This is a genomic window from Halothiobacillus sp. (assembly GCF_027346185.1).
GTDB lineage: Bacteria > Pseudomonadota > Gammaproteobacteria > Halothiobacillales > Halothiobacillaceae > Halothiobacillus.
On record NZ_DAIESY010000035.1, the window covers coordinates 1 to 24,939 of the forward strand.

Consider the following 24,939-nt stretch of genomic DNA (forward strand, 5'->3'; position numbering starts at 1 on the left):
ATCCGGTTTACCACGTGGCCGATGAACTGCGACGTTAGCAGGCTGCTGAAATATCTATTTCAGCAGCCTGCTAACGCGGGGCATGGATGCCCCGCACGAAAATCAATCACGCAAGTGATTGATTTATCGCTGCCAAGTCCGGGCGTGTACCGGACTTGGCAGGGCTGAAAAACTCATGGATGAGTTTTTCAGCATCCCGTTCGGGGAAGCGCTTATTTATTCAGCGCTTCCCGCTTGGGGCAGGATGCCCCCAAAACGAACAAAGACGTCAGTCTTTGATTTGTGAGAGCCATCGCGGGCGTGTACCGCGATGAGCGAGCTGATTAATTCCAAGGATGGAATAAATCAGCATTTACTTAGGATTGACCTTAAAGGCTTCTTTCGCCAATTCGGCAATCCCTTCGAGCGAGCCGAGCATGTTACTTGCCTCGATCGGCAACATGATGACCTTCTGGTTCGGCGCCGTAGCGACAGCCTGGAACGCTTCGATGTATTTGGTCGCCACAAAGTAGTTGATTGCCTGCACATTACCGGCGGCAATGGCTTCACTCACAGACTTAGTAGCAAAAGCTTCTGCCTGTGCCAAGCGTTCGCGCGCTTCGGCATCACGGAAGGCCGCCTCCCGATCGCCCTCGGCTTTCAGGATATTCGACTGCTTCTCGCCCTCGGCCTTCAAAATGGCTGCCTGCCGGAAGCCCTCGGCTTCCAGAATATTGGCGCGCTTCTCCCGCTCGGCCTTCATTTGGCGTCCCATGGCCGCCACCAGATCCTGAGGTGGCGTGATGTCCTTGATTTCGATTCGGGTGATTTTGGTACCCCAGGGCGAGGTAGCTTCATCCACTACGGACAGCAGACGGGCATTGATATCGTCCCGGCGGGAAAGAATTTCGTCGAGATCCATCGAGCCCATGACGTTCCGGATGTTGGTGATCACCAGGTTCAGAATGGCATAATCAAGCTGGTGCACTTCATAGGCGGCACGGGCCGGATCGAGCACTTGAAAAAAGACCACGCCATCGACCTTGATCATCGCGTTATCTCGCGTGATGATTTCCTGCGACGCGACGTCGAGCACCTGTTCCATCACGTTGATCTTGCGACCGATCCGATCGATGTACGGCACGATCAGGTTCAAACCGGGTTCGAGCGTCCGGGTGTAGCGACCGAAACGCTCTACGGTCCACATCGAGCCTTGCGGCACCTGCTTGATGCCAGCGAAAATGGTGGCCGCAGCCAACACCAACAAAACAATGGCAAACGTTCCCATGAGGCCCACTCCTTTCAATGCATTTTATTGATGCCACTTATCGATGCTGTTGTCTTGATATACGAAGTCAATACTGATGAAAAGAAATCAATCCAGCCATGATCGACGTATCAAACCGTCAATTTACGTGGCATCGATGACAATAGCATTGAACCCGACTGCAACCAACGACAGTTAGTTAGGCTGCGAAGGCATCAATCCCGCATCGCGACAGATGTTGATGACCGGGGCCGCCTGGTTCATGGTGTAGAAGTGCAGCCCGGGCGCACCGGTCTGAACGAGATCGGCAGTCAAGCGGGTCACCACGTCATGGCCGAATGCGCGCAGGCCATCCATGTCGTCACCGAAGGCTTCGAGGCGTTTGCGCAACCAACGCGGCAAATCCGCCCCGCTGGCATCGGAAAACCGCGCCAGTTGAGTGTAATTGCTGATCGGCATGATGCCGGGCACGATCGGAATCGTTACCTGCAACTTTTCGCAATCATCCAAGAAGCGGGCGTAGGCTTCGATGGAATAAAAGTATTGCGTGATGGCGCCGTCGGCACCCGCTTCGACTTTTTGCTTGAAATGCAGCAAGTCGGCACGGGCATTGGCCGATTGCGGGTGAAATTCCGGATAAGCCGCCACTTCGATGTGGAACCAGTCGCCACTGTGTTCACGAATGAACGCAACAAGTTCGCTGGCATATCGGAAATCGCCCGGATCGCGCATCCCGGAGGGCAAATCACCCCGCAAGGCGACTATTCGCTTGATACCGAGCGCCCGGTACTGATCCAGAATGGCCGCGATGCTTGCGCGCGTGGAACCGATGCAAGATAAATGCGGCGCGGCAGGCACACCGGATTCGGTCTGGATGGCCTCAACCGTGGCGAAACTTCGCTCCTGAGTCGAACCACCCGCGCCATAGGTGACTGAGAAATACTCCGGCTTCAAGGCCGCGGTCAATTGTTCGGTAACGGCACGCAGCTTGAGCGCGCCCTCGTCCGACTTGGGCGGGAAAAACTCACAGGATAAGGGCGTGTGCATAATTGCCTCCGAGCCCATCAGTAGCGGTAGCTATCAGGCTTGTAGGGTCCGTTGACCTCGACACCGAGGTAGGCCGCCTGTTTGTCGGTCATCTTCGTCAGAACGCCGCCGAAACCGGCCACCATGTAACGCGCCACTTCTTCATCCAGCGCCTTGGGCAGCACTTCAACCCGCAACAGTTCGGCTTTGCGCGCCTCGGGCTGGTCGGCAAACTTGTTGGCGAACAAATGCAGTTGCGCCAATACCTGATTGGCAAACGAACCATCCATGATGCGGCTGGGGTGCCCCGTCGCGTTACCCAGGTTCACCAGACGCCCTTCGGAGAGCAGAATCAGATAATTATCCGAATCCAGATTCGGTTCCGCTCCCGGTGCCGTGTCACGATAGACCTTGTGAACCTGCGGCTTGATCTCTTCCCATACCCAGTTCTTGCGCATGTAGGCGGTGTCGATTTCGTTATCGAAGTGGCCGATGTTGCTGACCACGGCGCCATTCTTCAAGGCCTTGAGCATCGGCGCGTCGCAGACGTTCACGTTACCGGTTGTCGTGACGATCAGGTCGATTTTGCCGAGCAACTGTTTGTCGACACAGGTATCGCTGCCGTCATTGTGGCCGTTGAGGTAAGGTGAGACGACCTCGTAACCGTCCATACAGGCCTGCATGGCGCAGATCGGGTCGATCTCCGAGACTTTGACGATCATGCCTTCCTGACGCAGTGAAGCGGCCGAGCCCTTGCCGACATCACCATAACCGATGACCAGCGCCTGCTTGCCTGAAAGCAGATGATCGGTCGCCCGTTTGATCGCGTCGTTCAGGGAGTGGCGGCAACCATACTTGTTGTCGTTCTTGCTCTTGGTCACGGAGTCATTGACGTTGACCGCCGGAATTTTGAGCGTGCCGGCCTTCAGCATGTCGTGCAGGCGATGCACGCCCGTCGTGGTTTCTTCCGAAACACCATGGATACCCGCCAGCAACTCGGGATGTTTATCGTGGATTAGACCGGTCAAATCGCCACCGTCATCCAGAATGAGGTTGGGCTTCCAGCCATTGGGGCCTGTGACCGTTTGTTCGATACACCACCAGTATTCTTCCTCGGTTTCCCCTTTCCAGGCGAACACCGGGATACCGGCGGCTGCAATCGCAGCAGCCGCGTGATCCTGGGTGGAGAAAATGTTGCAGGAAGACCAGCGCACCGAGGCACCGAGATCAACCAGGGTTTCAATCAGAACAGCAGTTTGCACGGTCATGTGCAGGCTGCCGACAATGCGCGCACCCGCCAGCGGTTGCGCCTCGCGATATTTGGCACGAATCGCCATCAGGGCAGGCATTTCCCGCTCGGCAATCCGTAATTCACGACGGCCGTAATCGGCCAGGGAGATGTCGGCGACTTTGTAATCGACGGCCGTTTTGAACGCGTTTGGGTTTTGCATGATATTTCCTCAGTTCAACAAAAAACCTGCCGAGATGTGCAGGTTTCAGAGCGCCGTTGAATGAAATCCAATGCCTCAAGCCTCACCCCGGATGGGGTTGCAGCGCTCCTTGAGGAATCGGTTGGGCAGATTATAGCCCGGCGTCAGCCCGCAGCGCATCCGCCCTGTCTGTTTTTTCCCAGGTGAAGTCGTCGTCTTCACGACCGAAGTGGCCATAGGCCGCGGTTTTCTGGTAGATCGGCCGAATGAGATCGAGCATACGGACAATGCCATACGGGCGCAGATCAAAATGCGTGCGCACCAGATCGGTGATCCGATGATCGGAAATCTTGCCGGTACCGAAGGTATCGACACTGATCGAGGTGGGTTCCGCCACGCCGATAGCGTAGGAAACCTGGATTTCGCAACGATCCGCCAGACCCGCCGCCACGATGTTCTTCGCCACATAACGACCTGCATAGGCCGCAGAACGATCCACCTTGGAGGGATCCTTGCCGGAGAACGCCCCGCCACCATGCCGCGCCATTCCACCATAGGTATCGACAATGATCTTGCGACCGGTCAGACCGCAGTCCCCAACCGGCCCGCCAATCACAAAGTTACCGGTCGGGTTGATGTGATACTTGGTTTTCTCATCCAACCACGCCGCCGGCAGTGTCGGCTTGATGATCAGCTCCATCACAGCTTCCTGCAAATCCTTCTGACTCACTTCCGGACCATGCTGCGTTGAAAGCACAACCGCGTCGATCCCGACGGGTTTGCCTTTTTGATAACGGAAGGTCACCTGCGATTTCGCATCCGGGCGCAACCAGGGCAAGGTATGCGATTTGCGCACCTCGGCCTGACGCTGCACCAATCGATGCGCATAGGTGATGGGTGCCGGCATGAGCACATCGGTTTCGTTGGTGGCGTAACCGAACATCAGACCCTGATCACCGGCACCCTGCTCTTCGTCCACCATGCGATCCACACCCTGTGCGATATCGGAAGACTGCTTGCCGATCGCATTCAGAACCCCACAGGTGTTGCCATCGAATCCCAGATCGGAGCTGTCGTAGCCGATATCCACGATAACCTTGCGCACCAGCTCATCCAGATCCACCCAGGCGGAGGTAGTCACCTCGCCCGCCAAAACGACAAAACCGGTTTTCACCAAGGTTTCGCAAGCCACGCGCGCGCGCGGATCCTGACGGAGAATTGCATCCAGAACCGCATCGGAAATCTGGTCGGCAATCTTATCTGGGTGACCTTCAGCCACGGATTCGGAAGTAAAAAGATGAACAGGCTCGCGGTGGGCGGTCATGGACAAAAATCCTTGGGTTCAATAGATAGGAAAGTCTGAATCAGGCTCTGATTCTAGCAGCTCGGCGAGTGTCTGAGCGACTCGGCACGCCTCAGGCCCTGATCCGACCCAAGGCGAAAACGTCGTCCTCAATAACCGAAGGTGCCTTCGAGCAGTTTTTCCTGGCCGGCGTAATCACGGTCGGTGGCCTGGGTAAAGGCGCGCAACTGGGATTGCTTGAGCAGAGCCTCGCCCTCCGGTGTCTCGCCCAACCTGATCAGTGCAGACTGCAGGGATTTGGCGAGCTCTGGCGATACACTCGGGCTCACACTGACGGCAAGAAATGGTAGGGGCGCGGTTGTCGTCACCACATTGAGTGAAGGATAGCCCGCCGCAATCGGTGTCGGGATGACCGCAGCAGCCACTGTCCCAGCCTTGACCGCATCCGCCGCCGCCCGATTCGAATCAACAAACATGAGTTGCGGCTGCTGTACGGGATTCGGGAACAGTTGGTACAGCGTCAATGCACTGACGGAAGGCGAAGGCTGCACGGCAATTTTCTTGTTGATCAGCTCGGAGGGATCGAGCACGGTGTCATTTGGCCCGGTCACCAAGGACTGCGTAACAGTACCGCTAAGTTTTGCAATAACGTGCCAATGCTGGCGCTGCACCCGGAAGTCGGTTGTCGGGGCTGCGTCCAAGGCAATATCGAATGGAGAACCCGTTCGGGTATCCTGCCAGAAAGCCAAATAATTCGGGAACACTTCCATCTCAATGGGCGTTCCCGTCATCTCACTCAACTTTTGTACCAAAGGACCGAACGACTTTTCGAGCTCGGCCTGGGGCAGGAAAGGTGGAATGGCAAACTTGAGCGCTGCGGCCTGCGCCGACAGACTCATCACCGAACACAGCAGCATGCTGGCAAAAACACCGAAATGGCGCCCGAGCCACCGCATACGACCTTCCCGCTTGAACCGTAAAAAAGCAGAAATATCATAGAAACGCATACATCAGACTCCTTTGATTGCCGTGATCCACGCCTTCTCAGATAGAAGCCGCAACCGGGCTTTTGTAATTTTTACTCGTCATCTTCTGCCTATGCACGGTCAGCTACATGAAGCGTCGGCCTTGTGATAGGCTCACCATTAAATTGAACACGACCATACATCTCGGCATTGGCAAACTGCCGGGTGACGGAAGGTCTGACACTAAAATGCAAAAATGAGGGCTTGTCCAATGGTTAGTACAACAACCCCCATAGGTGAATTTAATCGGCCCGCTATCGATTTCAAACTCCCCGATACCGAAGGCCGACCGTGGTCATTAGAGGACTGCCGCGGGCCACGCGGGCTGCTCGTGATGTTCCTCTGCAACCACTGCCCTTACGTGCAGGCCATTCTCCCGAAAATCGTACGCGACACGGCTGAACTCAAAACCCTGGGTGTCAACGCCGTGGCCATCATGTCGAACGACATTACGGACTACCCGGAAGACAGCCCGAAACATATGCAACGTCTGGCGCGAGAATATGCTTTCAGCTTCCCCTACCTATACGACGAAACACAAGAGGTCGCCCGCGCCTATGGTGCCGTGTGCACGCCCGACTTCTTCGGTTATAACGCCGACCTCAAGTTGCAATTCCGAGGACGCCTTGATGCTTCAGGCAGACAACCCCAGCCCGATGCCCCACGGGAACTATTCCACGCCATGCAACTGATCGCCGAAACCGGCATCGGGCCATCCGAACAGACACCATCAATCGGATGTTCGATCAAATGGCGCTCGTAGAGCACTGATCGTCGATTTCATCAACCAAAAACTCGGCCATATCGACGACAAGCCTTGTTGCCATCTGGAGCAATTACGGTAACATGTGGCAAGTTTTGGCCCGAGAAACGCGCGAGAAACTCCACTATGTGGGCGGGCGCGTTCACCATACAGTTTTGATTTTATCTTTTGACCTTTAAGACTGGAGAGACTTATGTCTACGCGTAGAGAGCTTGCCAATGCGATTCGTGCCCTGAGTATGGACGCAGTACAAAAAGCGAACTCAGGCCACCCCGGTGCCCCCATGGGTATGGCCGACATCGCAGAAGTATTGTGGAACGGCTACCTGAAGCACAATCCCAAAAACCCGAAGTGGCCGAATCGTGACCGGTTTGTTCTGTCCAACGGCCACGGCTCCATGCTTATCTACTCGTTGCTGCATCTCTCTGGCTATGAACTGCCGATGGAAGAGATCAAGAACTTCCGTCAACTGCACTCAAAAACCCCAGGCCATCCGGAATACGGTTATACATCAGGCGTTGAGACCACTACCGGGCCACTGGGTCAGGGCATCACGAATGCCGTCGGCTTTGCTATTGCAGAAAAAATGCTGGCAGGTCAATTCAACAAGCCCGGCCACAACGTCATCGATCACTACACCTACTGCTTCCTCGGCGACGGCTGCATGATGGAAGGCATTTCTCACGAAGCCTGCTCACTGGCCGGCACCCTGGGCTTGGGCAAACTGATCGCGTTCTATGACGACAACGGCATCTCCATCGATGGTCACGTCGAAGGCTGGTTCACCGACGACACGCCCGCCCGTTTTGAAGCCTATGGCTGGCATGTTGTACGCAATGTTGATGGCCACGATAGCGATGCCATCGACGCGGCCATCCGCGAAGCCCGCTCCGTCAACGACAAACCCACTATGATCTGCACCAAGACTGTCATCGGTTTCGGCGCGCCGAACCTGTGCGGCACCCACGATTGCCACGGCGCCGCGCTGGGCGAAGCCGAAGTCAAGGCAACGCGCGAAAATTTGGGCTGGCACCACGAACCGTTCGTGATCCCCCCCGAAATCTACGCCGGCTGGGACGCGACCGAAGCGGGTATCCGCAACGAGTCGGCCTGGGAAGACGCCATGAGTGCCTACGCCAAGGCCTACCCTGCCGAAGCGGCTGAACTCAAGCGCCGCCTGGCGGGTGACCTGCCGGCCGACTTCGCGGCAAAAATGGATGCATTCATTGCCGAAGTAGCTGCCAAGGGCGAAACCATTGCCACACGCAAAGCATCACAGAACACCATCACCGCCATGGCGGCCATTCTGCCAGAAATGGTTGGCGGTTCTGCCGACCTCGCGCCATCGAACCTCACCACATGGAAAGGCTGCCGCGCCCTGACGTCGACCGAAGCCGATGCAAACTACATTCACTACGGCGTCCGCGAATTCGGCATGTCGGCCATCATGAACGGCATGGTGCTGCATGGTGGTTTTGTGCCCTTTGCCGCCACCTTCCTCATGTTCTCCGAATATGCGCGTAACGCGCTGCGCATGTCCGCGCTAATGAAGATCGGTTCGATCTTCGTTTATACCCACGACTCCATCGGTCTGGGTGAAGATGGCCCGACACACCAGCCCGTCGAGCAAATCGCCACCCTGCGCACGATTCCGCGCATGAACACATGGCGTCCTTGCGATGCGGTTGAATCAGCAGTCGCCTGGAAAGCAGCCATTCTGCGTCGTGATTCGCCAAGCACCCTGATTTTCTCCCGCCAGAACCTGGCGCATCAGAACCGCACGCCGGAGCAGATCGCCAACATCACTCGTGGTGGCTACATACTGCGCGATTGTGCTGGCACACCGGATCTGATTCTGATCGCAACCGGCTCTGAAGTTGCCCTGGCAATGGCTGCAGCCGAAAAGCTTGCAGACAAGAAAGTTCGCGTCGTTTCCATGCCCTGCACCGAAGTATTCGATGCTCAGGATCCTGCCTACCGCGAAGCGGTTCTGCCTGCCGCAGTACGCGCGCGCGTTGCCGTCGAAGCGGGCGTCACCGGTTTCTGGGGCAAATATGTCGGACTGGATGGCAAGGTTGTCGGCATCGACACCTTCGGTGAGTCAGCACCGGCGGGTGAGCTGTTCAAGCTCTTTGGCTTCACCGTAGACAACGTGGTTGCCACGGCACAATCCGTTCTGTAATCAACAGGGTCAGCAGGCAACTTCTCCGTTGCCTGCCTGTGGATCAGCGCGATAACTCACTCCGATGAGTACGCAGAATTAATAAAATTTTCAAAACCTTAGAAACAGGGGTGTCTTATGACAATTAAAGTAGGTATCAACGGGTTCGGCCGTATTGGTCGTATGGTTTTTCGCGCTGCGGCGAAAGACTTTCCTGAAATCGAAGTCGTTGCCATCAACGACCTGCTGGATGCCGATTACCTGGCATACATGCTGAAATACGATTCCGTGCACGGTCGTTTCGACGGTGACGTTTCTGTCGACGGCAACTACCTCGTTGTCAACGGCAAGCGTATTCGCCTGACCGCCGAGCGCGACCCAGCCAACCTCAAGTGGAACGAAGCAGGCGCGGATATCGTCATCGAATCCACCGGTTTCTTTCTGACCAAAGAAACCTGCCAGGCGCACATCAACGCGGGTGCCAAAAAAGTCATCCAGTCGGCGCCTTCAAAAGACGACACACCCATGTTCGTCTATGGCGTAAACCACGAAAAATATGCCGGTGAAACCATCGTTTCAGCAGCGTCCTGCACCACAAACTGCCTGGCACCAGTCGCCAAGGTGTTGAACGATGCATTCGGCATCAAACGCGGCTTGATGACCACAGTTCACGCTGCGACAGCCACCCAGAAAACTGTTGACGGCCCTTCTTCCAAAGACTGGCGCGGCGGTCGCGGCATCCTGGAAAATATCATCCCCTCCTCCACGGGTGCTGCAAAAGCCGTGGGCAAGGTGCTGCCTGAACTGAACGGCAAACTGACCGGGATGGCTTTCCGTGTACCGACTTCTGACGTTTCTGTCGTTGACCTGACCGTCGAACTGAACAAGGAAACCACTTACGCTGACATCTGCAAGGCCATGAAAGCAGCGTCAGAAAGCGGTTCACTCAAAGGTGTTCTTGGTTACACCGACGATGCCGTGGTTTCCACCGACTTCCGTGGCGTGGCACAGCCGTCTGTATTCGACGCCAAGGCCGGTATCCAGCTGGACCCGACCTTCGTGAAAGTAGTTGCCTGGTATGACAACGAATACGGTTACACCAGCAACCTGATGCGGATGGTTAAAGTCATCGGCTAAGCCGACTCGCTCCGTGCCGTTCCAACCTATGGCTTCGGGGCTGGTCGATTGATCACCTGTGCTCTATTCAGGGCGCAGGTTTTTCACTGAAATCGTTTGTTTTGCGACCACGCAAACCAAACCATTTTTTATTTTGATGTTCAGGAGTGTCTCATGGCCAACTTCCTTCGTATGACCGACCTCGATCTGGCGGGCAAGCGTGTATTTATTCGTGCTGATTTGAACGTGCCGGTGAAAGACGGGAAGGTCACCTCTGATGCCCGTATTGCCGCCTCGATGGCCACGATCACCCATTGCGTCAAAGCGGGCGCGAAAGTCATGGTGACGTCTCATCTCGGTCGCCCGGAAGAAGGCGTTTATTCCGAAGAAAACTCACTGGCGCCCGTGGCCACAGATATGGGCGCCAAGCTCGGCAAACCGGTTCGCCTGATCAAAGACTGGGTCAATGGCGGCTTCGACGTGGCAGCAGGTGAAGTCGTTCTGCTCGAAAACGTCCGATTCAATGTCGGCGAAAAGAAAAGTCTGGATGAAACGGCCAAAAAATACGCTGCTCTGTGCGATGTATTCGTCATGGATGCGTTCGGCACCGCGCACCGCGCTGAAGCCTCAACCCATGGCATCGCCAAATTCGCCCCAGTGGCCTGTGCCGGCATTCTGTTGGCTCAGGAACTCGAAGCGCTGGACAAAGCCCTGGCCAACCCGGCGCGCCCGATGGTAGCCATCGTGGGTGGTTCCAAAGTTTCCACCAAACTCACCGTACTCGAAGCGCTGTCTGAAAAAGTCGACCAGATGGTCGTTGGCGGCGGCATTGCCAACACCTTTATCAAGGCCGCCGGTTACAATGTGGGCAAGTCACTCTGCGAAGATGACCTGGTTCCTACCGCTCAGATGCTGATGAAGAAAATGGCAGCACGCGATGCGTCGATTCCGGTTGCTGTCGACGTGGTCGTGGGCACCGAGCTGCCTTTCCTGCCAGGCAACGAAAACACCCCGGCGACACTCAAACCGGTCGATGGCGTATCTGACGACGACATGATTTTCGACATCGGTCCAAAATCGGCTCAGGAACTGGCAGATATCATCATGAAAGCCGGCACCGTCGTATGGAACGGCCCGGTGGGTGTATTCGAATACGACCAGTTTGGCGAAGGCACCAAGACCATTGCCATGGCCATCGCCAAGACCAAGGCTTTTACCCTGGCTGGCGGCGGCGACACCATTGCGGCCATTCAGAAATATGATATTTATGATCAGGTAAGTTACATTTCGACTGCGGGCGGTGCTTTCCTCGAATACCTCGAAGGCAAGACGCTGCCCGCTGTTGCCATTCTCGAACAACGCGCCAGCGCTTAAGGATTTTTCATGCATGCCCTAAACTCACCCGGCTATTTATCCACTAAGCGTCGCACGAAAATTGTGGCCACATTGGGGCCAGCCAGCGATGACCCGAAAGTCATCGCCGACCTCATCGCGGCCGGTGTTGACGTGGTGCGACTGAACTTCTCTCATGGCAAGGCGGCCGACCACCAACACCGTGCCGATATGGTACGGGCCGCTGCAAGCAGCCAAGGCAAGTTCGTTGCTATCCTCGGCGATTTACAGGGGCCGAAAATTCGCATCGATCGCTTCAAGACTGGCAAGGTTGAACTGGCCGATGGCGCGAGATTCACACTGGACGCCGATCTGGATCGTGACAGTGGCGACGAGACGGCGGTAGGCATCACGTACAAGGCGCTGGTCACCGACTCGAAAGCCGGCGACATTCTGCTTCTTGATGACGGGCGAATTGTGTTGCTGGTCGAAACCATTACCGGCAATAAGATACAGACTAAAGTCGTCGTAGGCGGCGAGCTATCTAACAACAAGGGTATCAACCGTCAGGGGGGTGGGTTGTCTGCGCCCGCGATCACCGACAAGGATCGAGAAGATATCAAAACCGCGGCAGCCATTGGCGTTGACTACATTGCCGTTTCCTTCCCCCGCTCTGGTGATGATATTCACGAGGCCCGTCGCCTGCTGCAAGAAGCAGGTTGCACCGCACACATTGTGGCAAAAATCGAGCGTGCCGAAGCTATTGACTGTATCCGCGAGATCATTCAGGCCTCCGACGCCATCATGATTGCCCGTGGCGACCTGGGCGTGGAAATTGGCGATGCCGAATTGCCTGCTGTGCAGAAAGCGTTCATCCGCATGGCACGTGACATGAATCGCCCTGTGATTACGGCCACGCAGATGATGGAAACCATGATCAGCAATCCGATCCCGACACGGGCTGAAGTGTTTGATGTGGCCAACGCGGTCCTGGACGGCACCGATGCGGTCATGCTGTCCGCTGAAACGGCAGCCGGCAAACACCCGGTGCGCGTGGTGGAAACCATGGCGCGTATATGCCACCGGGCGGAATATCAAATCGAGGCCAAAAGTGGACAACCCCCACTGGATATTCCTTTTGAACGCATTGATCAGGCTATCGCCTACTCCGCCATCTACACGGCGAACCACTTGTCTGTGGCCGCCCTTGTAGCGCTGACAGAATCGGGCGCCACCGCGCTGTGGATGTCCCGCGTCAGTACAGACATCCCGATTTACGCATTCACCCGGAATGAAGTCGCTGCTCGACGCATGGCTTTGTACCGTGGCGTACAGGCGGTACATTTCCCCTATTCCTCTACAGATCATGCTGAAGTGAACCGCCTCACCATTGAGGCCCTCACCAAGATGGAATATTTGGATGATGGCGATGTCGTCATCATCACGAAGGGGGATCTGATGGGTCAAATGGGTGGCACAAATGCCATGAAGATTGTGCGGGTAGGCCAGATTATCAACGCCGATTAAGCGTGGCATGATATTCAACCCACGGGCAGGGCATAAAGATTTTGTTTTATTTTTCAACCTAACTGGAGAAGCTCAATGGCACTGATTTCCTTACGTCAACTGTTAGATCATGCCGCAGAACATAGCTATGGCATGCCTGCATTCAACGTCAACAACATGGAACAGATCCATGCCATCATGCAGGCGGCCGATGCGGTTGATAGCCCCGTGATCCTGCAAGGGTCGGCGGGTGCACGCAAATACGCCGGCGAACCGTTCCTGCGCCATCTCGTCGCTGCGGCCGTCGAAATGTATCCCCATATTCCCGTGGTCATGCACCAGGATCACGGCGCCGATCCGGGCGTTTGCTTCCGCGCCATCCAGTCCGGCTTCAGCTCGGTGATGATGGACGGCTCCCTGATGCCCGACATGAAAACGCCTTCTTCCTTCGCATACAACACGGAAGTGACGCGTAAAGTAGCTGAAATGTCTCACTTCGTCGGTGTATCCGTTGAAGGCGAACTGGGTTGCCTCGGCTCACTCGAGACCGGCAAAATGGGCGAAGAAGACGGCCACGGCGCAGAAGGCGAGCTGGATCACTCCATGCTGTTGACCGACCCGGAAGAAGCCGCACAATTCGTTAAACTGACCGACGTTGACGCCCTGGCCATCGCCATCGGCACCTCACACGGCGCGTACAAGTTCACCCAGAAGCCAACCGGCAAAGTGCTGCGTATCGACCGCGTCAAAGAAATCCACGCGCGCATCCCGAACACCCACCTTGTTATGCACGGCTCATCTTCTGTACCGGAAGACTGGCTCGAAATCATCAACAACTACGGCGGCGACATGGGTCAAACCTATGGCGTGCCCGTCGAAGAGATCGTTGAAGGCATCAAACACGGCGTGCGTAAAGTCAACATCGACACCGACCTGCGGATGGCCTCCACCGGTGCGATTCGCAAGCATCTGCATGACAACCCGGCCAACTTCGACCCGCGCAAGTTCTTCACCGAAGCAACCAAAGCCATGAAGGGCATCTGCCAGGCGCGCTTCGAAGCCTTCGGCTCGGCCGGCAAGGCCTCATTGATCAAGCCACTCACGCTAGATGAAATGCATCAGCGCTATGCATCCGGCAGCCTGAAGCAGCAGATCAACTAAACCCGATCTTCTGTGCCACTCGAGAACCCGCGCCTGTCGCGGGTTTTTCATTGGCCCACCTGCTAAAAAGGTCCAAGGCTGGATTAACAGTTTATTTCGGCCTTCGGTCGGGGCGATAATACTGCCCCTGTGTTCACATTCGGAAAAAGCATGATGCAAGACGATAGCCTCGTAGCCGCCGTTGACCTGGGGTCTAACAGCTTTCACATGCTGATCGCTCGCGTCCGTGATGGACAAGTTCAGGTGATCGACAGGATGAAAGAGATGGTTCGCCTAGCCGGTGGCCTTCAGGCCGATGGAAGCCTAGCTGAAGAAGCCATGGAACGTGGTGTCGCCTGCCTGACGCGATTCGGCCAGCGGGTTTCCGGAATGCCGCGCGGCAGTGTGCGCATCGTCGGCACAAACACGCTGCGAGCCGCCAAGAACGGTGCAGAATTCATCAAGCGCGGAGAAAAGGCCATCGGCCACCCCATCGAGATCATTGCCGGTCGAGAGGAAGCGCGGCTGGTTTATCTTGGTGTGGCCCGAAGTGAAATGCCCATAGAGGGAGACCGCTTGGTGGTTGATGTGGGCGGTGGGTCGACAGAACTCATCCTCGGCAACGGCATTACGCCGTTCAAGATGGAAAGCGTGCCGATTGGCTGCGTTGCGCTCATGCGCGATTTTTTCGCCGACGGTGCCTTTGATGCGGCGCGGTTAGAGCACGCAAAAAACCGGGCCGAACTTGAACTGAGCCCATACAAAATGGCTTATCTCAAATCGGGCTGGACACAGGCCATGGGCAGTTCCGGTACGGCGCGTTCCCTGGCCACAGTCATTCAGGCCAATGGCTGGGGTAATGGCACGATCACCAAAGAAGGATTGGCCAAAATCCAAGCGGCTGTCCTCAAGGCCGGTTCCTTATCCGCGTTGAAATTATCCGGTCTATCTGAGGACAGAAAGCCCGTTTTCGTCGGTGGCTTGATTGCGATGCAGGCCATATTTGCAGCACTGGAAATCAAGCAGATGCTGGTGAGCGACGGTGCACTACGCGAAGGGTTGGTATTCGACTGGCTCGACCGAGATGATCACGACGACATTCGCATAGCGACCGTACGTCGACTCCAGAGACTCTTCACGGTCGACGTTCGTCATGCCGATCGCGTCGCCAAAACAGCCGCAGACCTGTTGAGACAGGTAGCACCCGCCTGGGGGCTCGATTGCTATCCCGAATCGATTGACGCACCGCGTTACGCCGTCTGGCTGGATATAGCGGCCCGTCTGCACGAAATCGGTTTGGCGGTCAGTCATTCAGGCTTTCATCACCACGGCGCCTACATCCTGACCTATGCGGACATGCCCGGACTCACTCGCCCGGCCCAGATGATCATCGCGAGCCTCGTGCACACGCATCGGCGCAAATTCAAACTGCAGCGTTTCGATCCGGTCGACGAACGTTTACGGGATCGCATCATCAAGCTGTCCACATTACTGCGACTGGCGGTGCTGCTCCATCGTGATCGCTCTCCCAAACCCAATTTGTCTCGCATCAAGTTGGAGGCGGGGAAGGATAAATTGCACGTGATTTTCGCCGATGGCTGGCTGAAAACTCGACCGTTAACCCGGGTGGATCTGGAAGTGGAACAAAGCTTTCTCGCCATGGCCAATATCCGGCTGAGTTTTGCGTAACCCTGTAGTGACGCCACCACCCCGGAGTCATCAGCGCCTGATTAAACGCCGGGCGCCACCGGAAATTCCCGAGGCCATGTCGGGCATTGAGTCGCGCCTGGCTGAAATTCTGGTCAACAGGGGCATAGTCGATCCCGAACAGATCAATCCCGACCTTGGCCTGTTGCTGCCGCCGACAGACATGCCTGGAATCGAATTGGCGGCCGATATTCTCGCCAATGCCGTTCGCAAACATGCCCGCATCCTGATCGTCGGCGATTTCGATGCCGATGGCGCCACAGCCACCGCACTATGTGTAAGGGCCTTGCGTGCTATGGGCGCCAAGCAGGTGGAATACACCCTGCCCGACCGGCAACGCCATGGTTATGGTCTCTCGCCCACCTTGCTCAAGGACTGGATTGCCGAAGCCGATGCCCCACCCGATGTCATCCTGACCGTGGATAACGGTGTTGCCGCCTTTGCCGGAGTTGCTGCCGCACTGACTTTGAACGCGACCGTCATCATCACTGATCACCACTTGCCGGGTGACACCCTCCCGCCCGCCCATGCGGTTGTCAATCCCAACCTCAACGGCTCTGATTTCACCTCAAAGGCAATCGCCGGTGTCGGGGTGGCGTTTTATGTCATGGCGGCACTGAGGGAACGGTTATCCGCACTGGACTGGTTCACCGGCGGCATTGCACGACCCAACCTTGCGCGCTGGCTGGATCTGGTCGCCGTGGGCACGGTAGCCGACGTGGTGTCGCTGGACGACAATAATCGCCGGTTGGTCGCACAGGGGCTGGCGCGGATTCAGGCGCAACAGTGCGTTCCGGGCATATCGGCCTTGTTCGCGGTGGCTGGCAAGGATCCGCGTTACGCCAGCAGCACGGATCTTGGTTTCGTGGTCGGGCCAAGACTGAATGCGGCCGGGCGATTGGAAGACATGCGGATCGGCGTGGATTGCTTATTGGCGGACGATCCGATCACCGCTCGCCAATACGCCATGACGCTCAACGAGATCAATCACGAGCGACGCGCCCTCGAACAGGAAATGTTGTTCAGCCTGAAAAAACAGGGCAACAGCTCAGGGCTGAACGAGCTTGATCTCGAGCGCCCGATTGATCCTGCCGACTGGGTGATTTATGACGACAGCTTCCACCAGGGCGTGATCGGCATTGTCGCCGGTCGACTCAAAGAACGCTGGCAGCGGCCCGTGTTCGTGTTTGCACCGGAAGACAACGATGCGCCAAGAGCAAAACTCAAGGCATCCGGACGTTCGATTCCCGGCGTCCACCTGCGTGATGCTCTGGTGGCGATGGCCACCGCCGCCCCCGATCTGATGCATGCCTTCGGCGGACACGCCATGGCGGCAGGGTTGAGCCTGTCGTTCGACCAGCTCGACACCTTCCGCCGCCTGTTCGCTCGTGAGATGGCAAAGCACCAGCCGCATTTTCCCGACCAGTCCATCGTGCACTCCGATGGCCCATTGAGCGCAAATGAACTGACGTTGGACTTCGCCCACCGCCTGCAAACCTGCATCCCTTGGGGCACCGATTGCCCGGAACCGATTTTCGACAACCGGTTTGAAGTACTGGAACGCACTCCGCTCAAGGAAGGCCAGCACTGGCGCCTGCGTTTACGACTACTCAAACCCGAAACAGCAACACTTGCCATCGGCACCGATCTGACAGCCGTCTGGTTCGGTATCGGCGAGCATATTCCTGCGGGAAAATACTGGCACCTGGCCTATCGGGTCGACATCAACCGATTTCGGGGGCTGCAAACCCTTCAGCTAATCATCGTTTCCGGCACAGAAGCCTGACACTCTCCGATTTCCCAGGCAGAACCCGGGTGCGCCGCGCCGAGACCGGTCAACCGTTCGCGTACAACCAATCAAGAATCGCATCCTGAACTTTTGTGCCACCACCGTTTTGGACGTTTTTCTCGTTTTGCAGGATTACCACCACGTAGCGTCGGCCCGATTGGGTGACGACATAGCCAGCCCCCGCGCGGACATCCCGCAGCGTGCCCGTTTTCAGGTGAATCATTCCGCGTGCCGGCTCACCACGCAAACGCTTACGCATGGTGCCGTCGACGCCGGCGATTGGCAATGAAGCCATCAATTCGGGCATGGTCGGACTATGCCAGGCATACATCAGCAATTGGCCCATTTCCTTCGGACTGATGCGTTCCTTGCGTGACAAACCCGAGCCGTTTTCAATATCGAAGCCCGGCCAGCTGAATCCTTGGCGCTTGAGCCAATCCATGACCACTTCTCTGGATTTGAGCAATGTTCCGGGCGCGCCCTTAATTTCTGCCCCCAACGTGAGAAATATCTGCCGCGCCATCAGATTGTTCGACCATTTGTTCTGCAGATACAGGTATTGGGTCAGGTTCTCGGAATCGTGCTGAACAAGATATACGGCATTTTTAGGCACAACACCCTCGGCCCAGGTACCATCGATTTTCCCGCCTTGCCCCTCAAACAAATGTTTGAAGGCAGAGTAAAACGAATCGTTGGCATTGCCCGCCACCAGGTAGAACTGATCAGGCTGGCATTCGGTACTGATTTTCCCGGATACGTTCAGAGTGGGCGTACTGGTATCAGAGCCCAAGACTGCAATATTAGGCTGATTCGTCTGCCCCGTGCACGCGCCCTTGACGAGCTTCACATCGTTGTTGATGGCGATATTGCTGTTCGGCGGCCAGGCCCGAACAACAGGACCAGACCCACTGCGATCCGATGGAGCGATCAAAACCCGAGTGGCCCGGTTATCCAGCAGCAAGGCTTGTGGCAAGGCGTTGTACACGCGTTCCGGATGGCCATCAAAATCACTGGGATCTGCCAGACCGGGATCGAAGTAACTGTTATCGAGCACAAGCTTGCCCGTGACTTCATGGATACCCAGATCGTTCAGCTGACGAATCAGGTCCCAGAGATCTTCACTGCGAAACCAGGGGTCGCCCTCTCCCTTGATATACAGATTGCCGTGCACCACACCATTGACCGGCAAGGCATCGGCATAAACCCGGGTCGTCCACTGAAAGTTGGTACCCAGCACATCCAGCGCCACCACCGAAGTCACCAGCTTCATGACCGAAGCGGGATTGAACAGATCATCCGGCAGGTGCGTGAGCAAGGGTTTGTTGCTGTCAACCGCCTGAATCCAGATACCCAGATCACTCAGGCTCAATTTCTGCTTTTTCAGCGTTTCGAGCACACTCGGCGGCATTCCCTCCGCCCCAGCGGCGGCCGCCGCCTGGAAGCTCGCGGACCAGATGCAAAGACACAACGCTGCCAACAGAAAAAAGCGGGGACGATGAGAAAGAATCAAAGGCATGGCAGGTGCTCGATCACGCTAAAAATACCAAAAAATGCATCAATCTAAGTAATCTCTGAACACGGACTTAAGCCCACGAACCCATCCATGACTGCGGAGATACCTTAGTGGAACTGGCACAGATAGGCTGTATCCACGTCGCAGCGCATGCGCAGTGCGCACCCTTCAGGCGCATCGAATGTTGTTCCCGCTGGCGCTGGGAATTCGACTGCATCATTGATCGTCACGAACATCTCACCCGCCACCACGGTCATCGTTTCCCGAGCCTTGAGATTGAACACATGCGCGCCTGGAGACAGAACGCCCACCGTCGCGCCGGCATTGCCAAAATCAAAACGCAGAGATTGCACAGTGCCATCGAAATAGCTGTTGTGGGTAATGGCCATGGTAAGCTCCAGAAAGAAAACAGGGGGGTGAATCGAGGGCTCGCAGTTTACCTGAATCAACGGCACAGAATCACACTTAATTCAAATGCAAAGGGCGTCTATTCTTCGCTCATACCTATACACAACGGTCACAGTGCGCCAAAATGCCGGTTTAATTTCGTACTAACATTTGTGGTGCCATGAACCTACACGAATATCAAGCCAAGGCTCTGTTGGCCGGCTTCCACGTCCCGGTCGCGACGGGACTTGTCATTAACCATCCCGCGCAGGCGGCTGATGATCAACTCCCCCCAAGCGACAGTCAACGCTGGGTGCTCAAGGCTCAGATCCACAGTGGTGCCCGCGGCAAGGCAGGCGGCGTACTGCTTGCAGATTCGCCCGATGACATTCGCGCCAAGGCGGCCGAACTGCTGGGGAAAACCCTGGTCACGCACCAGACCGGGCCGACGGGTCTTCCAGTTCATCAACTGCTGATCGAGCCGGCGAGTTCGATCTCGCAAGAACTGTATCTGGCCATGACGATCGACCGCCAACTCCAACGGGTGGTGGTTATCGCCTCCCGCCACGGCGGCATGGATATCGAGCAGGTTTCTGCCGAACATCCCGATGCCATCTTCCGCCTGTACATCAACCCGACCGTGGGTTTGATGGGTTACCAGGCCCGACGACTCGGCTTCGCGCTCGGTTTGAGCGATACCGCGTTGAAGCAGTTCCCCGCACTCTTGCGCGGCGTATACGATGCCTTCATCAAGAATGACGCCGACCTGATCGAGATCAACCCGCTGGCCGTCACCGCCGACAACGCCCTGTTGGCGGTAGATGCCAAAATCGCCATCGATGGCAATGCGGCGTACCGGCAGAAAGCCCTGTTCGCGACCCGCGATGTTACGCAGGAAGATCCGACCGAAGTCGCCGCCCAGGCCAGTGGCCTGAACTACATTTCGCTCACCGGCGAAATCGCCTGCATGGTCAACGGCGCTGGCCTCGCGATGGCGACGATGGATTTGATCCAGTCAGCGGGCGGCAGTCCGGCCAATTTCCTCGATGTCGGCGGTGGCACGTCGACCGAGAAAGTCGCGGCCGCATTCAAGCTGATTCTGGCCAACCCGCGCGTCAAGGCGATTCTGGTCAACATTTTCGGTGGGATCGTGCGTTGCGATCTCATCGCCAACGGCATTATTGCCGCCGCGCACGAAGTCGGCCTGACCCTGCCGACCGTGGTTCGCCTGGAAGGCACCAACGCGGCTGAAGGTCGTCGTCTGCTGGCCGAATCGGGCCTGAACCTGATTGCGGAAAATGATCTGGCTGCCGCCGCCGCTCGCGTCGTGGCCTTGTCGCACACAGAATCTGTCAACGGAGCGGACGCATGAGTATCCTTGTCAACCAACAAACACGCGTCATCTGTCAGGGCTTTACCGGCAAACAGGGCACCTTCCATTCCGAACAGGCCATCGCCTATGGCACGAATTTTGTGGGCGGTGTCACGCCGGGCAAGGGCGGTCAAAGCCATCTCGATCGCCCCGTGTTCGATAACGTGCATGATGCGGTGCAACAAACCGCCGCCACGGCGAGCATGATCTACGTTCCCGCCCCGTTCGCCGCCGATGCGATTCTGGAGGCGGCCGATGCGGGTATTGAAGTCATCGCCTGCATCACCGAAGGCATTCCCGTGCTCGACATGCTGAACGTCAAGGCCGTGCTGGCCTCGGATTATCCGGACGTCCGCCTGATCGGCCCCAACTGCCCCGGCCTGATCACCCCCGGCGAATGCAAGATCGGCATCATGCCGGGCGCAATTCACTTGGCCGGACGCATCGGCATCGTGTCCCGCTCCGGCACGCTCACTTATGAAGCAGTCGCTCAAACCACCGCCGTGGGCCTGGGACAAAGTACCTGCGTTGGCATCGGTGGTGACCCGATCCACGGCATGGATTTCATCGACTGTCTCACGCTGTTTGCTGACGACCCTCAAACCGAGGCGGTGATTATGGTCGGCGAGATCGGCGGCGCCGCGGAAGAAGAAGCCGCCCACTTCATCAAGGAACAGTTCAACAAGCCGGTGGTGGCCTACATAGCAGGTGCCACCGCGCCCACGGGCAAGCGCATGGGTCACGCGGGCGCCGTGATTGCGGGCGGACGCGGCAGCGCGGAAGACAAGTTCCGGGCTCTGAAGGCCGCAGGCGTACACATCGTGCGCGATCCGACCACCATGGGGCGCACCATGGCCGAACTGCTCGGCTCGAAGAACGCATGAGCCAAATCCTGTGAGCCCAAATAAATGAAGCCAAATAAATGAGTCCGGTCAAATGACCATGGCCAATCCGACCGAAGCGGGCGCTGTCCGCATTGCACTGGCGCAAGTCAGCACACAGGTGGGCAATTGCATTGCCAATGCCGATCGGGTGATCGAAACCATCAGCCGGGCACGGCAGGAACTGGGGGCCCGCGTGGTGGTGTTCCCGGAACTGACCCTGACAGGTTATCCGCCAGAAGATTTGCTGCTGCGCCACGATTTCCTGGCGCAGTGCGATGCCCAGATTGAACGGATTGCGTCCGCTGCGCACGACATGGCTGTCATCATTGGCGCCCCCCGACGCATGAATGGCACCACCGGGACCCGTCAGCCGGACGATGCCCCCACAGCACTCGAAAACGCCGCCATCGTGATTGATCACGGGCAGATCGTCGCTCATTACGCCAAACGCGCCCTGCCAAACTATGGCGTTTTCGATGAAAAACGCTACTTCAAAAAGGGACGAGAAGCCTGTGTGGTCCAAATCGATGGCGTGCCGCTCGGCATCACCATCTGCGAGGACATCTGGGAAAGCAAACCCGCCGAGGAAGCTGCCGCAGCAGGCGCCAAAGTCATCCTCACGCTGAACGCTTCACCCTACCATCGGCACAAAACCGACGAACGTGCGCACGTCGTTAGTCAGCGTGTTCGGGAAACCGGCTGCCCGATCATTTACGTGAATCTGGTCGGCGGGCAGGACGAGCTCGTCTTCGATGGCCGCTCGTTCGTGGCCGATCAGTCGCAGATCATTAGCAAGCTACCGGCATTCAAGGAAAGCTTGGGCTGGGTGGATGTTTGCCCCGACGGTCGGATCACCGCCCATGGCGAGTCACACAACTGGCCGCAAGGCGAAGAAGAAGTCTATAGCGCCCTGACGGCGGGCATCCACGATTACGTTCGTAAAAACGGCTTTCACGGCGTGGTGCTCGGATTATCCGGCGGGATCGACTCGGCGCTGGTCCTCACGCTGGCCGTCGATGCCCTTGGCGCCGAGAATGTTCTGGCCGTGCGGATGCCCTCTCGCTACACCTCGCCGATGAGCCTGACCGATGCAGCCGAGCAATGCGCTCATCTGGGCGTCGCAATGGAAACGCTGTCGATCGAACCCGTATTCAATGAGCTCAAATCCAGCCTGTCTGGGCTGTTCGCCGGGCTCGCGGAAGATGCGACCGAAGAAAACCTCCAGGCCCGCACACGCGGCGTACTCCTGATGGCTCTTTCCAACAAGTTCGGCCGCATGCTGCTCACCACCGGAAACAAATCGGAACTGGCCGTCGGTTACGCCACACTTTATGGCGACATGGCCGGCGGGTTTGCCCCCATCAAAGACGTGCCCAAAACCCTCGTCTACGCCCTTGCGCGCTGGCGTAATGCCCACAAAACCGGTGAGCACGCCCCAATCCCCACACGCGTGATCGAGCGTGAGCCATCGGCAGAACTCCGTGCGGATCAGCGCGATGCCGATTCCCTGCCGCCGTACGACATACTCGACCAGATCATCACCGCGTTTGTCGAAGAGGATCAATCCATTGAGGACATGGTCGCCGCCGGACTGGATGAGGCGATCGTCCGCAGAATCACCCGCCTGATTCTGCTCAATGAGTACAAGCGCCGACAGGCACCGCCGGGCATACGCATCAGCCGCCGGGCGTTTGGACGCGACCGGCGCTACCCGATCACCTCGGGCTTCAATCCCGCAGCCTGAACCCCGCCCATGACATACGCGCCTCACTTCAACCCCAGCTCAAGGAGATACGACCATGCCCGTTGTCACCATCAAACTTGCCGGTAATCTGACGCGCGAGCAGAAAAAGCAGATTGCGGCAGAAGTTTCCGACACACTCGAGCGCGTTGCGCAAAAACCCAAGCGGGCCACGTACATCACATTCGAGGAATTGCCCCGTGAAGACTGGGCCGTGGGCGGCCAGTTGTTGGACGAGAAATAGGCCAAGTCATTCACGGGCAGCTCGAAAAACCTACTGAACGCGAAGCTGGCGGCAGCCCGCTGTCCGATTGCAGCGTCGCGTGCTCGTTTACGCGCAGCTGGCGTAAGCCCGTGACGGTTTTTCGAGGTGCCCTCACGCCGGTCTTGAAAACCGGCGGATATTTTCGGCCTTATTGCGATGGCCGGGGGAACGCACATTTCAATGCCCGAAGTAAGCGCCAATGGCAGCGATACCTTGACCTCCGTGGTTTTGCGCTTGCGGCAGATGACACTCAGACATCCCGCCAAGTGCATAAGTAGGCATGGTCGCCGCACGAGTCAGTTCACCGAAGCGAGCCCAGCCGATCCCGGGTGCTCCGGGATGGCTTAACGTTGGCAGGACAGGGGAAACCAGCAAGGCATCGACACCAGCCTCGTTTGCCAGCTGCACTTCTTCCAAGGTATGACCGGATGCACTGACCCAACGATTTTCTGCGCGCCAATCCGCCAGGGCTTTCCGGTCTTCCGAGGCCATACGGTGTCGATTTAAGTGGACGCCATCCGCGCGGCAAGCGATGGCGATGTCCAAACTCGCATTCACCCACGCGGACAATCCCATCGACTGAATGGTGGTCACCGCGGCGGTCCATTGGGCGATACTCAAATCCCAGCCGGGACGGAGTTGCACAATGGATGCCCGCTCACCAAATCTCTGTCGCAGCGCTTCGGCTGTCTTGGCCAATGCCCGATGCCAAGCGGCAAACCCGGCTTCACCCTCGCCACAGGCAGGGGTGATTGCGATGCGCGGTGGCAGGCAAAGGGCCGCAACAATTCCTCGGTTAGCCGGTGGCAAGGCGCTCATCCATTCACTCTGTCGGCTGCAATCCAGTGTTTGAGCTGTTACCGATTGCCCTTCGCGGCCATGAAGCTCGCCCTGCCACTTTTCGACACGATAAACCATGAGGCGAAGATGCCTTGATTCCGGTTTACCTTCAAGTTCGTTTGAATTGGCCGAGTAAACCCAGGGAATTTCCATGAGCAACCGCGACGCTTGTGGCAGGATGCCAAGTTCCTCAAACAGTTCGCGAGCCAAAGCATCCCTGGGAGATTCATCCGGCTGGCACTTCCCACCAGGAAACGCCAGCATCCCGCCCAGATGCGCAGAATCGGAGCGGCGCTCAAGCCAATATTGGAGATGACCGGCCCGATCCGTTCCCGCCGGTAATACCGCGAGTACGATTCGCGTTTCTGCAGAAGGATTCATTGCTGAATAAAT

20 protein-coding genes and 1 riboswitch are annotated in these 24,939 nt (G+C 57.1%); of the genes, 12 read left to right on the forward strand and 8 right to left on the reverse strand.

Translation table 11 applies throughout. The features are described from left to right. Nucleotides 1-352: 352 nt before the first annotated feature. The 5 genes from M7R55_RS02580 to M7R55_RS02600 all read right to left on the reverse strand — a co-directional run bounded on the left by M7R55_RS02580 (nucleotide 353) and on the right by M7R55_RS02600 (nucleotide 6,012). Nucleotides 353-1,267 carry an SPFH domain-containing protein gene (locus M7R55_RS02580; RefSeq protein ID WP_298218250.1) on the reverse strand — a complete coding sequence of 305 codons (915 nt, stop codon included), beginning with the start codon at nucleotides 1,265-1,267 and terminating at the stop codon, nucleotides 353-355. A gap of 174 nt (nucleotides 1,268-1,441) precedes the next feature. Next, the gene (gene metF, locus M7R55_RS02585; RefSeq protein ID WP_298218252.1) at nucleotides 1,442-2,293 is read right to left on the reverse strand and encodes a methylenetetrahydrofolate reductase [NAD(P)H]; all 852 of its coding nucleotides are present in this window, start codon (nucleotides 2,291-2,293) and stop codon (nucleotides 1,442-1,444) included. Nucleotides 2,294-2,310: 17 nt separating this feature from the next. Beyond that, the gene (ahcY, locus tag M7R55_RS02590; protein ID WP_298218254.1) at nucleotides 2,311-3,723 is read right to left on the reverse strand and encodes an adenosylhomocysteinase; all 1,413 of its coding nucleotides are present in this window, start codon (nucleotides 3,721-3,723) and stop codon (nucleotides 2,311-2,313) included. Nucleotides 3,724-3,764: 41 nt separating this feature from the next. Beyond that, nucleotides 3,765-3,840: riboswitch (S-adenosyl-L-homocysteine riboswitch) on the reverse strand. 13 nt (nucleotides 3,841-3,853) lie between these two features. Continuing rightward, nucleotides 3,854-5,026, reverse strand: a complete 1,173-nt coding sequence (gene metK, locus M7R55_RS02595; RefSeq protein ID WP_298218256.1) for a methionine adenosyltransferase — start codon at nucleotides 5,024-5,026, stop codon at nucleotides 3,854-3,856. A gap of 128 nt (nucleotides 5,027-5,154) precedes the next feature. Further along, on the reverse strand, nucleotides 5,155-6,012 hold the full coding sequence (locus tag M7R55_RS02600) for a PhnD/SsuA/transferrin family substrate-binding protein (RefSeq protein ID WP_298218259.1): 858 nt from the start codon (nucleotides 6,010-6,012) through the stop codon (nucleotides 5,155-5,157). 229 nt (nucleotides 6,013-6,241) lie between these two features. Between M7R55_RS02600 and M7R55_RS02605 the strand changes: the two genes are divergently transcribed. From M7R55_RS02605 to recJ, 8 genes are all read left to right on the forward strand, one after another. Then, nucleotides 6,242-6,793, forward strand: coding sequence for a thioredoxin family protein (locus tag M7R55_RS02605; RefSeq protein WP_298218261.1), 552 nt, complete (start codon nucleotides 6,242-6,244; stop codon nucleotides 6,791-6,793). 193 nt (nucleotides 6,794-6,986) lie between these two features. After that, nucleotides 6,987-8,975 carry a transketolase gene (gene tkt / locus M7R55_RS02610; RefSeq protein ID WP_298218262.1) on the forward strand — a complete coding sequence of 663 codons (1,989 nt, stop codon included), beginning with the start codon at nucleotides 6,987-6,989 and terminating at the stop codon, nucleotides 8,973-8,975. A gap of 117 nt (nucleotides 8,976-9,092) precedes the next feature. After that, on the forward strand, nucleotides 9,093-10,091 hold the full coding sequence (gene gap, locus M7R55_RS02615) for a type I glyceraldehyde-3-phosphate dehydrogenase (protein WP_298218263.1): 999 nt from the start codon (nucleotides 9,093-9,095) through the stop codon (nucleotides 10,089-10,091). A 153-nt stretch (nucleotides 10,092-10,244) separates the two neighbouring features. Next, nucleotides 10,245-11,444, forward strand: a complete 1,200-nt coding sequence (locus M7R55_RS02620; protein ID WP_298218264.1) for a phosphoglycerate kinase — start codon at nucleotides 10,245-10,247, stop codon at nucleotides 11,442-11,444. A gap of 9 nt (nucleotides 11,445-11,453) precedes the next feature. After that, on the forward strand, nucleotides 11,454-12,929 hold the full coding sequence (pyk, locus tag M7R55_RS02625) for a pyruvate kinase (RefSeq protein WP_298218266.1): 1,476 nt from the start codon (nucleotides 11,454-11,456) through the stop codon (nucleotides 12,927-12,929). Between the two features lie 75 nt (nucleotides 12,930-13,004). Continuing rightward, nucleotides 13,005-14,069, forward strand: a complete 1,065-nt coding sequence (gene fba / locus M7R55_RS02630) for a class II fructose-bisphosphate aldolase (protein ID WP_298218267.1) — start codon at nucleotides 13,005-13,007, stop codon at nucleotides 14,067-14,069. A 150-nt stretch (nucleotides 14,070-14,219) separates the two neighbouring features. Next, entirely contained in the window at nucleotides 14,220-15,737 is a 1,518-nt protein-coding gene (gene ppx, locus M7R55_RS02635; RefSeq protein WP_298218268.1) for an exopolyphosphatase, read from the forward strand. Continuing rightward, entirely contained in the window at nucleotides 15,730-17,541 is a 1,812-nt protein-coding gene (gene recJ / locus M7R55_RS02640; protein WP_298218269.1) for a single-stranded-DNA-specific exonuclease RecJ, read from the forward strand. The genes ppx and recJ overlap by 8 nt, the downstream gene beginning before the upstream one ends. A 49-nt stretch (nucleotides 17,542-17,590) precedes the next feature. On the opposite strand, the gene dacB is transcribed toward recJ, so the two are convergent. After that, the gene (gene dacB / locus M7R55_RS02645) at nucleotides 17,591-19,060 is read right to left on the reverse strand and encodes a D-alanyl-D-alanine carboxypeptidase/D-alanyl-D-alanine-endopeptidase (protein WP_298218271.1); all 1,470 of its coding nucleotides are present in this window, start codon (nucleotides 19,058-19,060) and stop codon (nucleotides 17,591-17,593) included. Nucleotides 19,061-19,164: 104 nt separating this feature from the next. Continuing rightward, nucleotides 19,165-19,446, reverse strand: coding sequence for a pyrimidine/purine nucleoside phosphorylase (locus M7R55_RS02650; RefSeq protein WP_298218272.1), 282 nt, complete (start codon nucleotides 19,444-19,446; stop codon nucleotides 19,165-19,167). Between the two features lie 179 nt (nucleotides 19,447-19,625). Here M7R55_RS02650 and sucC point away from each other — a divergent pair, with 179 nt between their 5' ends. Genes sucC through M7R55_RS02670 form a run of 4 tightly spaced genes read left to right on the forward strand, consistent with a single transcriptional unit; the run spans nucleotide 19,626 to nucleotide 23,685 of the window. After that, complete coding sequence (gene sucC, locus M7R55_RS02655; RefSeq protein WP_298218274.1) at nucleotides 19,626-20,816, forward strand: ADP-forming succinate--CoA ligase subunit beta; 1,191 nt, start codon at nucleotides 19,626-19,628, stop codon at nucleotides 20,814-20,816. Beyond that, nucleotides 20,813-21,700, forward strand: a complete 888-nt coding sequence (sucD, locus tag M7R55_RS02660; protein WP_298218275.1) for a succinate--CoA ligase subunit alpha — start codon at nucleotides 20,813-20,815, stop codon at nucleotides 21,698-21,700. Before sucC ends, sucD begins: the two co-directional genes overlap by 4 nt. Before the next feature lie 52 nt (nucleotides 21,701-21,752). Further along, nucleotides 21,753-23,444: an NAD+ synthase gene (locus tag M7R55_RS02665; protein ID WP_298218277.1), complete on the forward strand. Its 1,692-nt coding sequence runs from the start codon at nucleotides 21,753-21,755 to the stop codon at nucleotides 23,442-23,444. A gap of 55 nt (nucleotides 23,445-23,499) precedes the next feature. Then, nucleotides 23,500-23,685: a 4-oxalocrotonate tautomerase family protein gene (locus M7R55_RS02670; protein ID WP_012824845.1), complete on the forward strand. Its 186-nt coding sequence runs from the start codon at nucleotides 23,500-23,502 to the stop codon at nucleotides 23,683-23,685. Between the two features lie 198 nt (nucleotides 23,686-23,883). Here M7R55_RS02670 and M7R55_RS02675 read toward each other — a convergent pair whose 3' ends face one another. Beyond that, nucleotides 23,884-24,927 (reverse strand): thiamine phosphate synthase, encoded by a 1,044-nt coding sequence (locus M7R55_RS02675; RefSeq protein ID WP_298218281.1) that lies wholly within the window; start codon nucleotides 24,925-24,927, stop codon nucleotides 23,884-23,886. Nucleotides 24,928-24,939: the final 12 nt, after the last annotated feature.

Excerpts from the sequence above, each read along its gene's own strand:
- M7R55_RS02580 (WP_298218250.1), bottom strand. The coding sequence starts at position 1,267 with ATGGGAACGTTTGCCATTGTTTTGTTGGTGTTGGCTGCGGCCACCATT.
- metF (WP_298218252.1), bottom strand. The coding sequence starts at position 2,293 with ATGCACACGCCCTTATCCTGTGAGTTTTTCCCGCCCAAGTCGGACGAG.
- ahcY (WP_298218254.1), bottom strand. The coding sequence starts at position 3,723 with ATGCAAAACCCAAACGCGTTCAAAACGGCCGTCGATTACAAAGTCGCC.
- metK (WP_298218256.1), bottom strand. The coding sequence starts at position 5,026 with ATGACCGCCCACCGCGAGCCTGTTCATCTTTTTACTTCCGAATCCGTG.
- M7R55_RS02600 (WP_298218259.1), bottom strand. The coding sequence starts at position 6,012 with ATGCGTTTCTATGATATTTCTGCTTTTTTACGGTTCAAGCGGGAAGGT.
- M7R55_RS02605 (WP_298218261.1), top strand. The coding sequence starts at position 6,242 with ATGGTTAGTACAACAACCCCCATAGGTGAATTTAATCGGCCCGCTATC.
- tkt (WP_298218262.1), top strand. The coding sequence starts at position 6,987 with ATGTCTACGCGTAGAGAGCTTGCCAATGCGATTCGTGCCCTGAGTATG.
- gap (WP_298218263.1), top strand. The coding sequence starts at position 9,093 with ATGACAATTAAAGTAGGTATCAACGGGTTCGGCCGTATTGGTCGTATG.
- M7R55_RS02620 (WP_298218264.1), top strand. The coding sequence starts at position 10,245 with ATGGCCAACTTCCTTCGTATGACCGACCTCGATCTGGCGGGCAAGCGT.
- pyk (WP_298218266.1), top strand. The coding sequence starts at position 11,454 with ATGCATGCCCTAAACTCACCCGGCTATTTATCCACTAAGCGTCGCACG.
- fba (WP_298218267.1), top strand. The coding sequence starts at position 13,005 with ATGGCACTGATTTCCTTACGTCAACTGTTAGATCATGCCGCAGAACAT.
- ppx (WP_298218268.1), top strand. The coding sequence starts at position 14,220 with ATGATGCAAGACGATAGCCTCGTAGCCGCCGTTGACCTGGGGTCTAAC.
- dacB (WP_298218271.1), bottom strand. The coding sequence starts at position 19,060 with ATGCCTTTGATTCTTTCTCATCGTCCCCGCTTTTTTCTGTTGGCAGCG.
- M7R55_RS02650 (WP_298218272.1), bottom strand. The coding sequence starts at position 19,446 with ATGGCCATTACCCACAACAGCTATTTCGATGGCACTGTGCAATCTCTG.
- sucC (WP_298218274.1), top strand. The coding sequence starts at position 19,626 with ATGAACCTACACGAATATCAAGCCAAGGCTCTGTTGGCCGGCTTCCAC.
- sucD (WP_298218275.1), top strand. The coding sequence starts at position 20,813 with ATGAGTATCCTTGTCAACCAACAAACACGCGTCATCTGTCAGGGCTTT.
- M7R55_RS02665 (WP_298218277.1), top strand. The coding sequence starts at position 21,753 with ATGACCATGGCCAATCCGACCGAAGCGGGCGCTGTCCGCATTGCACTG.
- M7R55_RS02670 (WP_012824845.1), top strand. The coding sequence starts at position 23,500 with ATGCCCGTTGTCACCATCAAACTTGCCGGTAATCTGACGCGCGAGCAG.
- M7R55_RS02675 (WP_298218281.1), bottom strand. The coding sequence starts at position 24,927 with ATGAATCCTTCTGCAGAAACGCGAATCGTACTCGCGGTATTACCGGCG.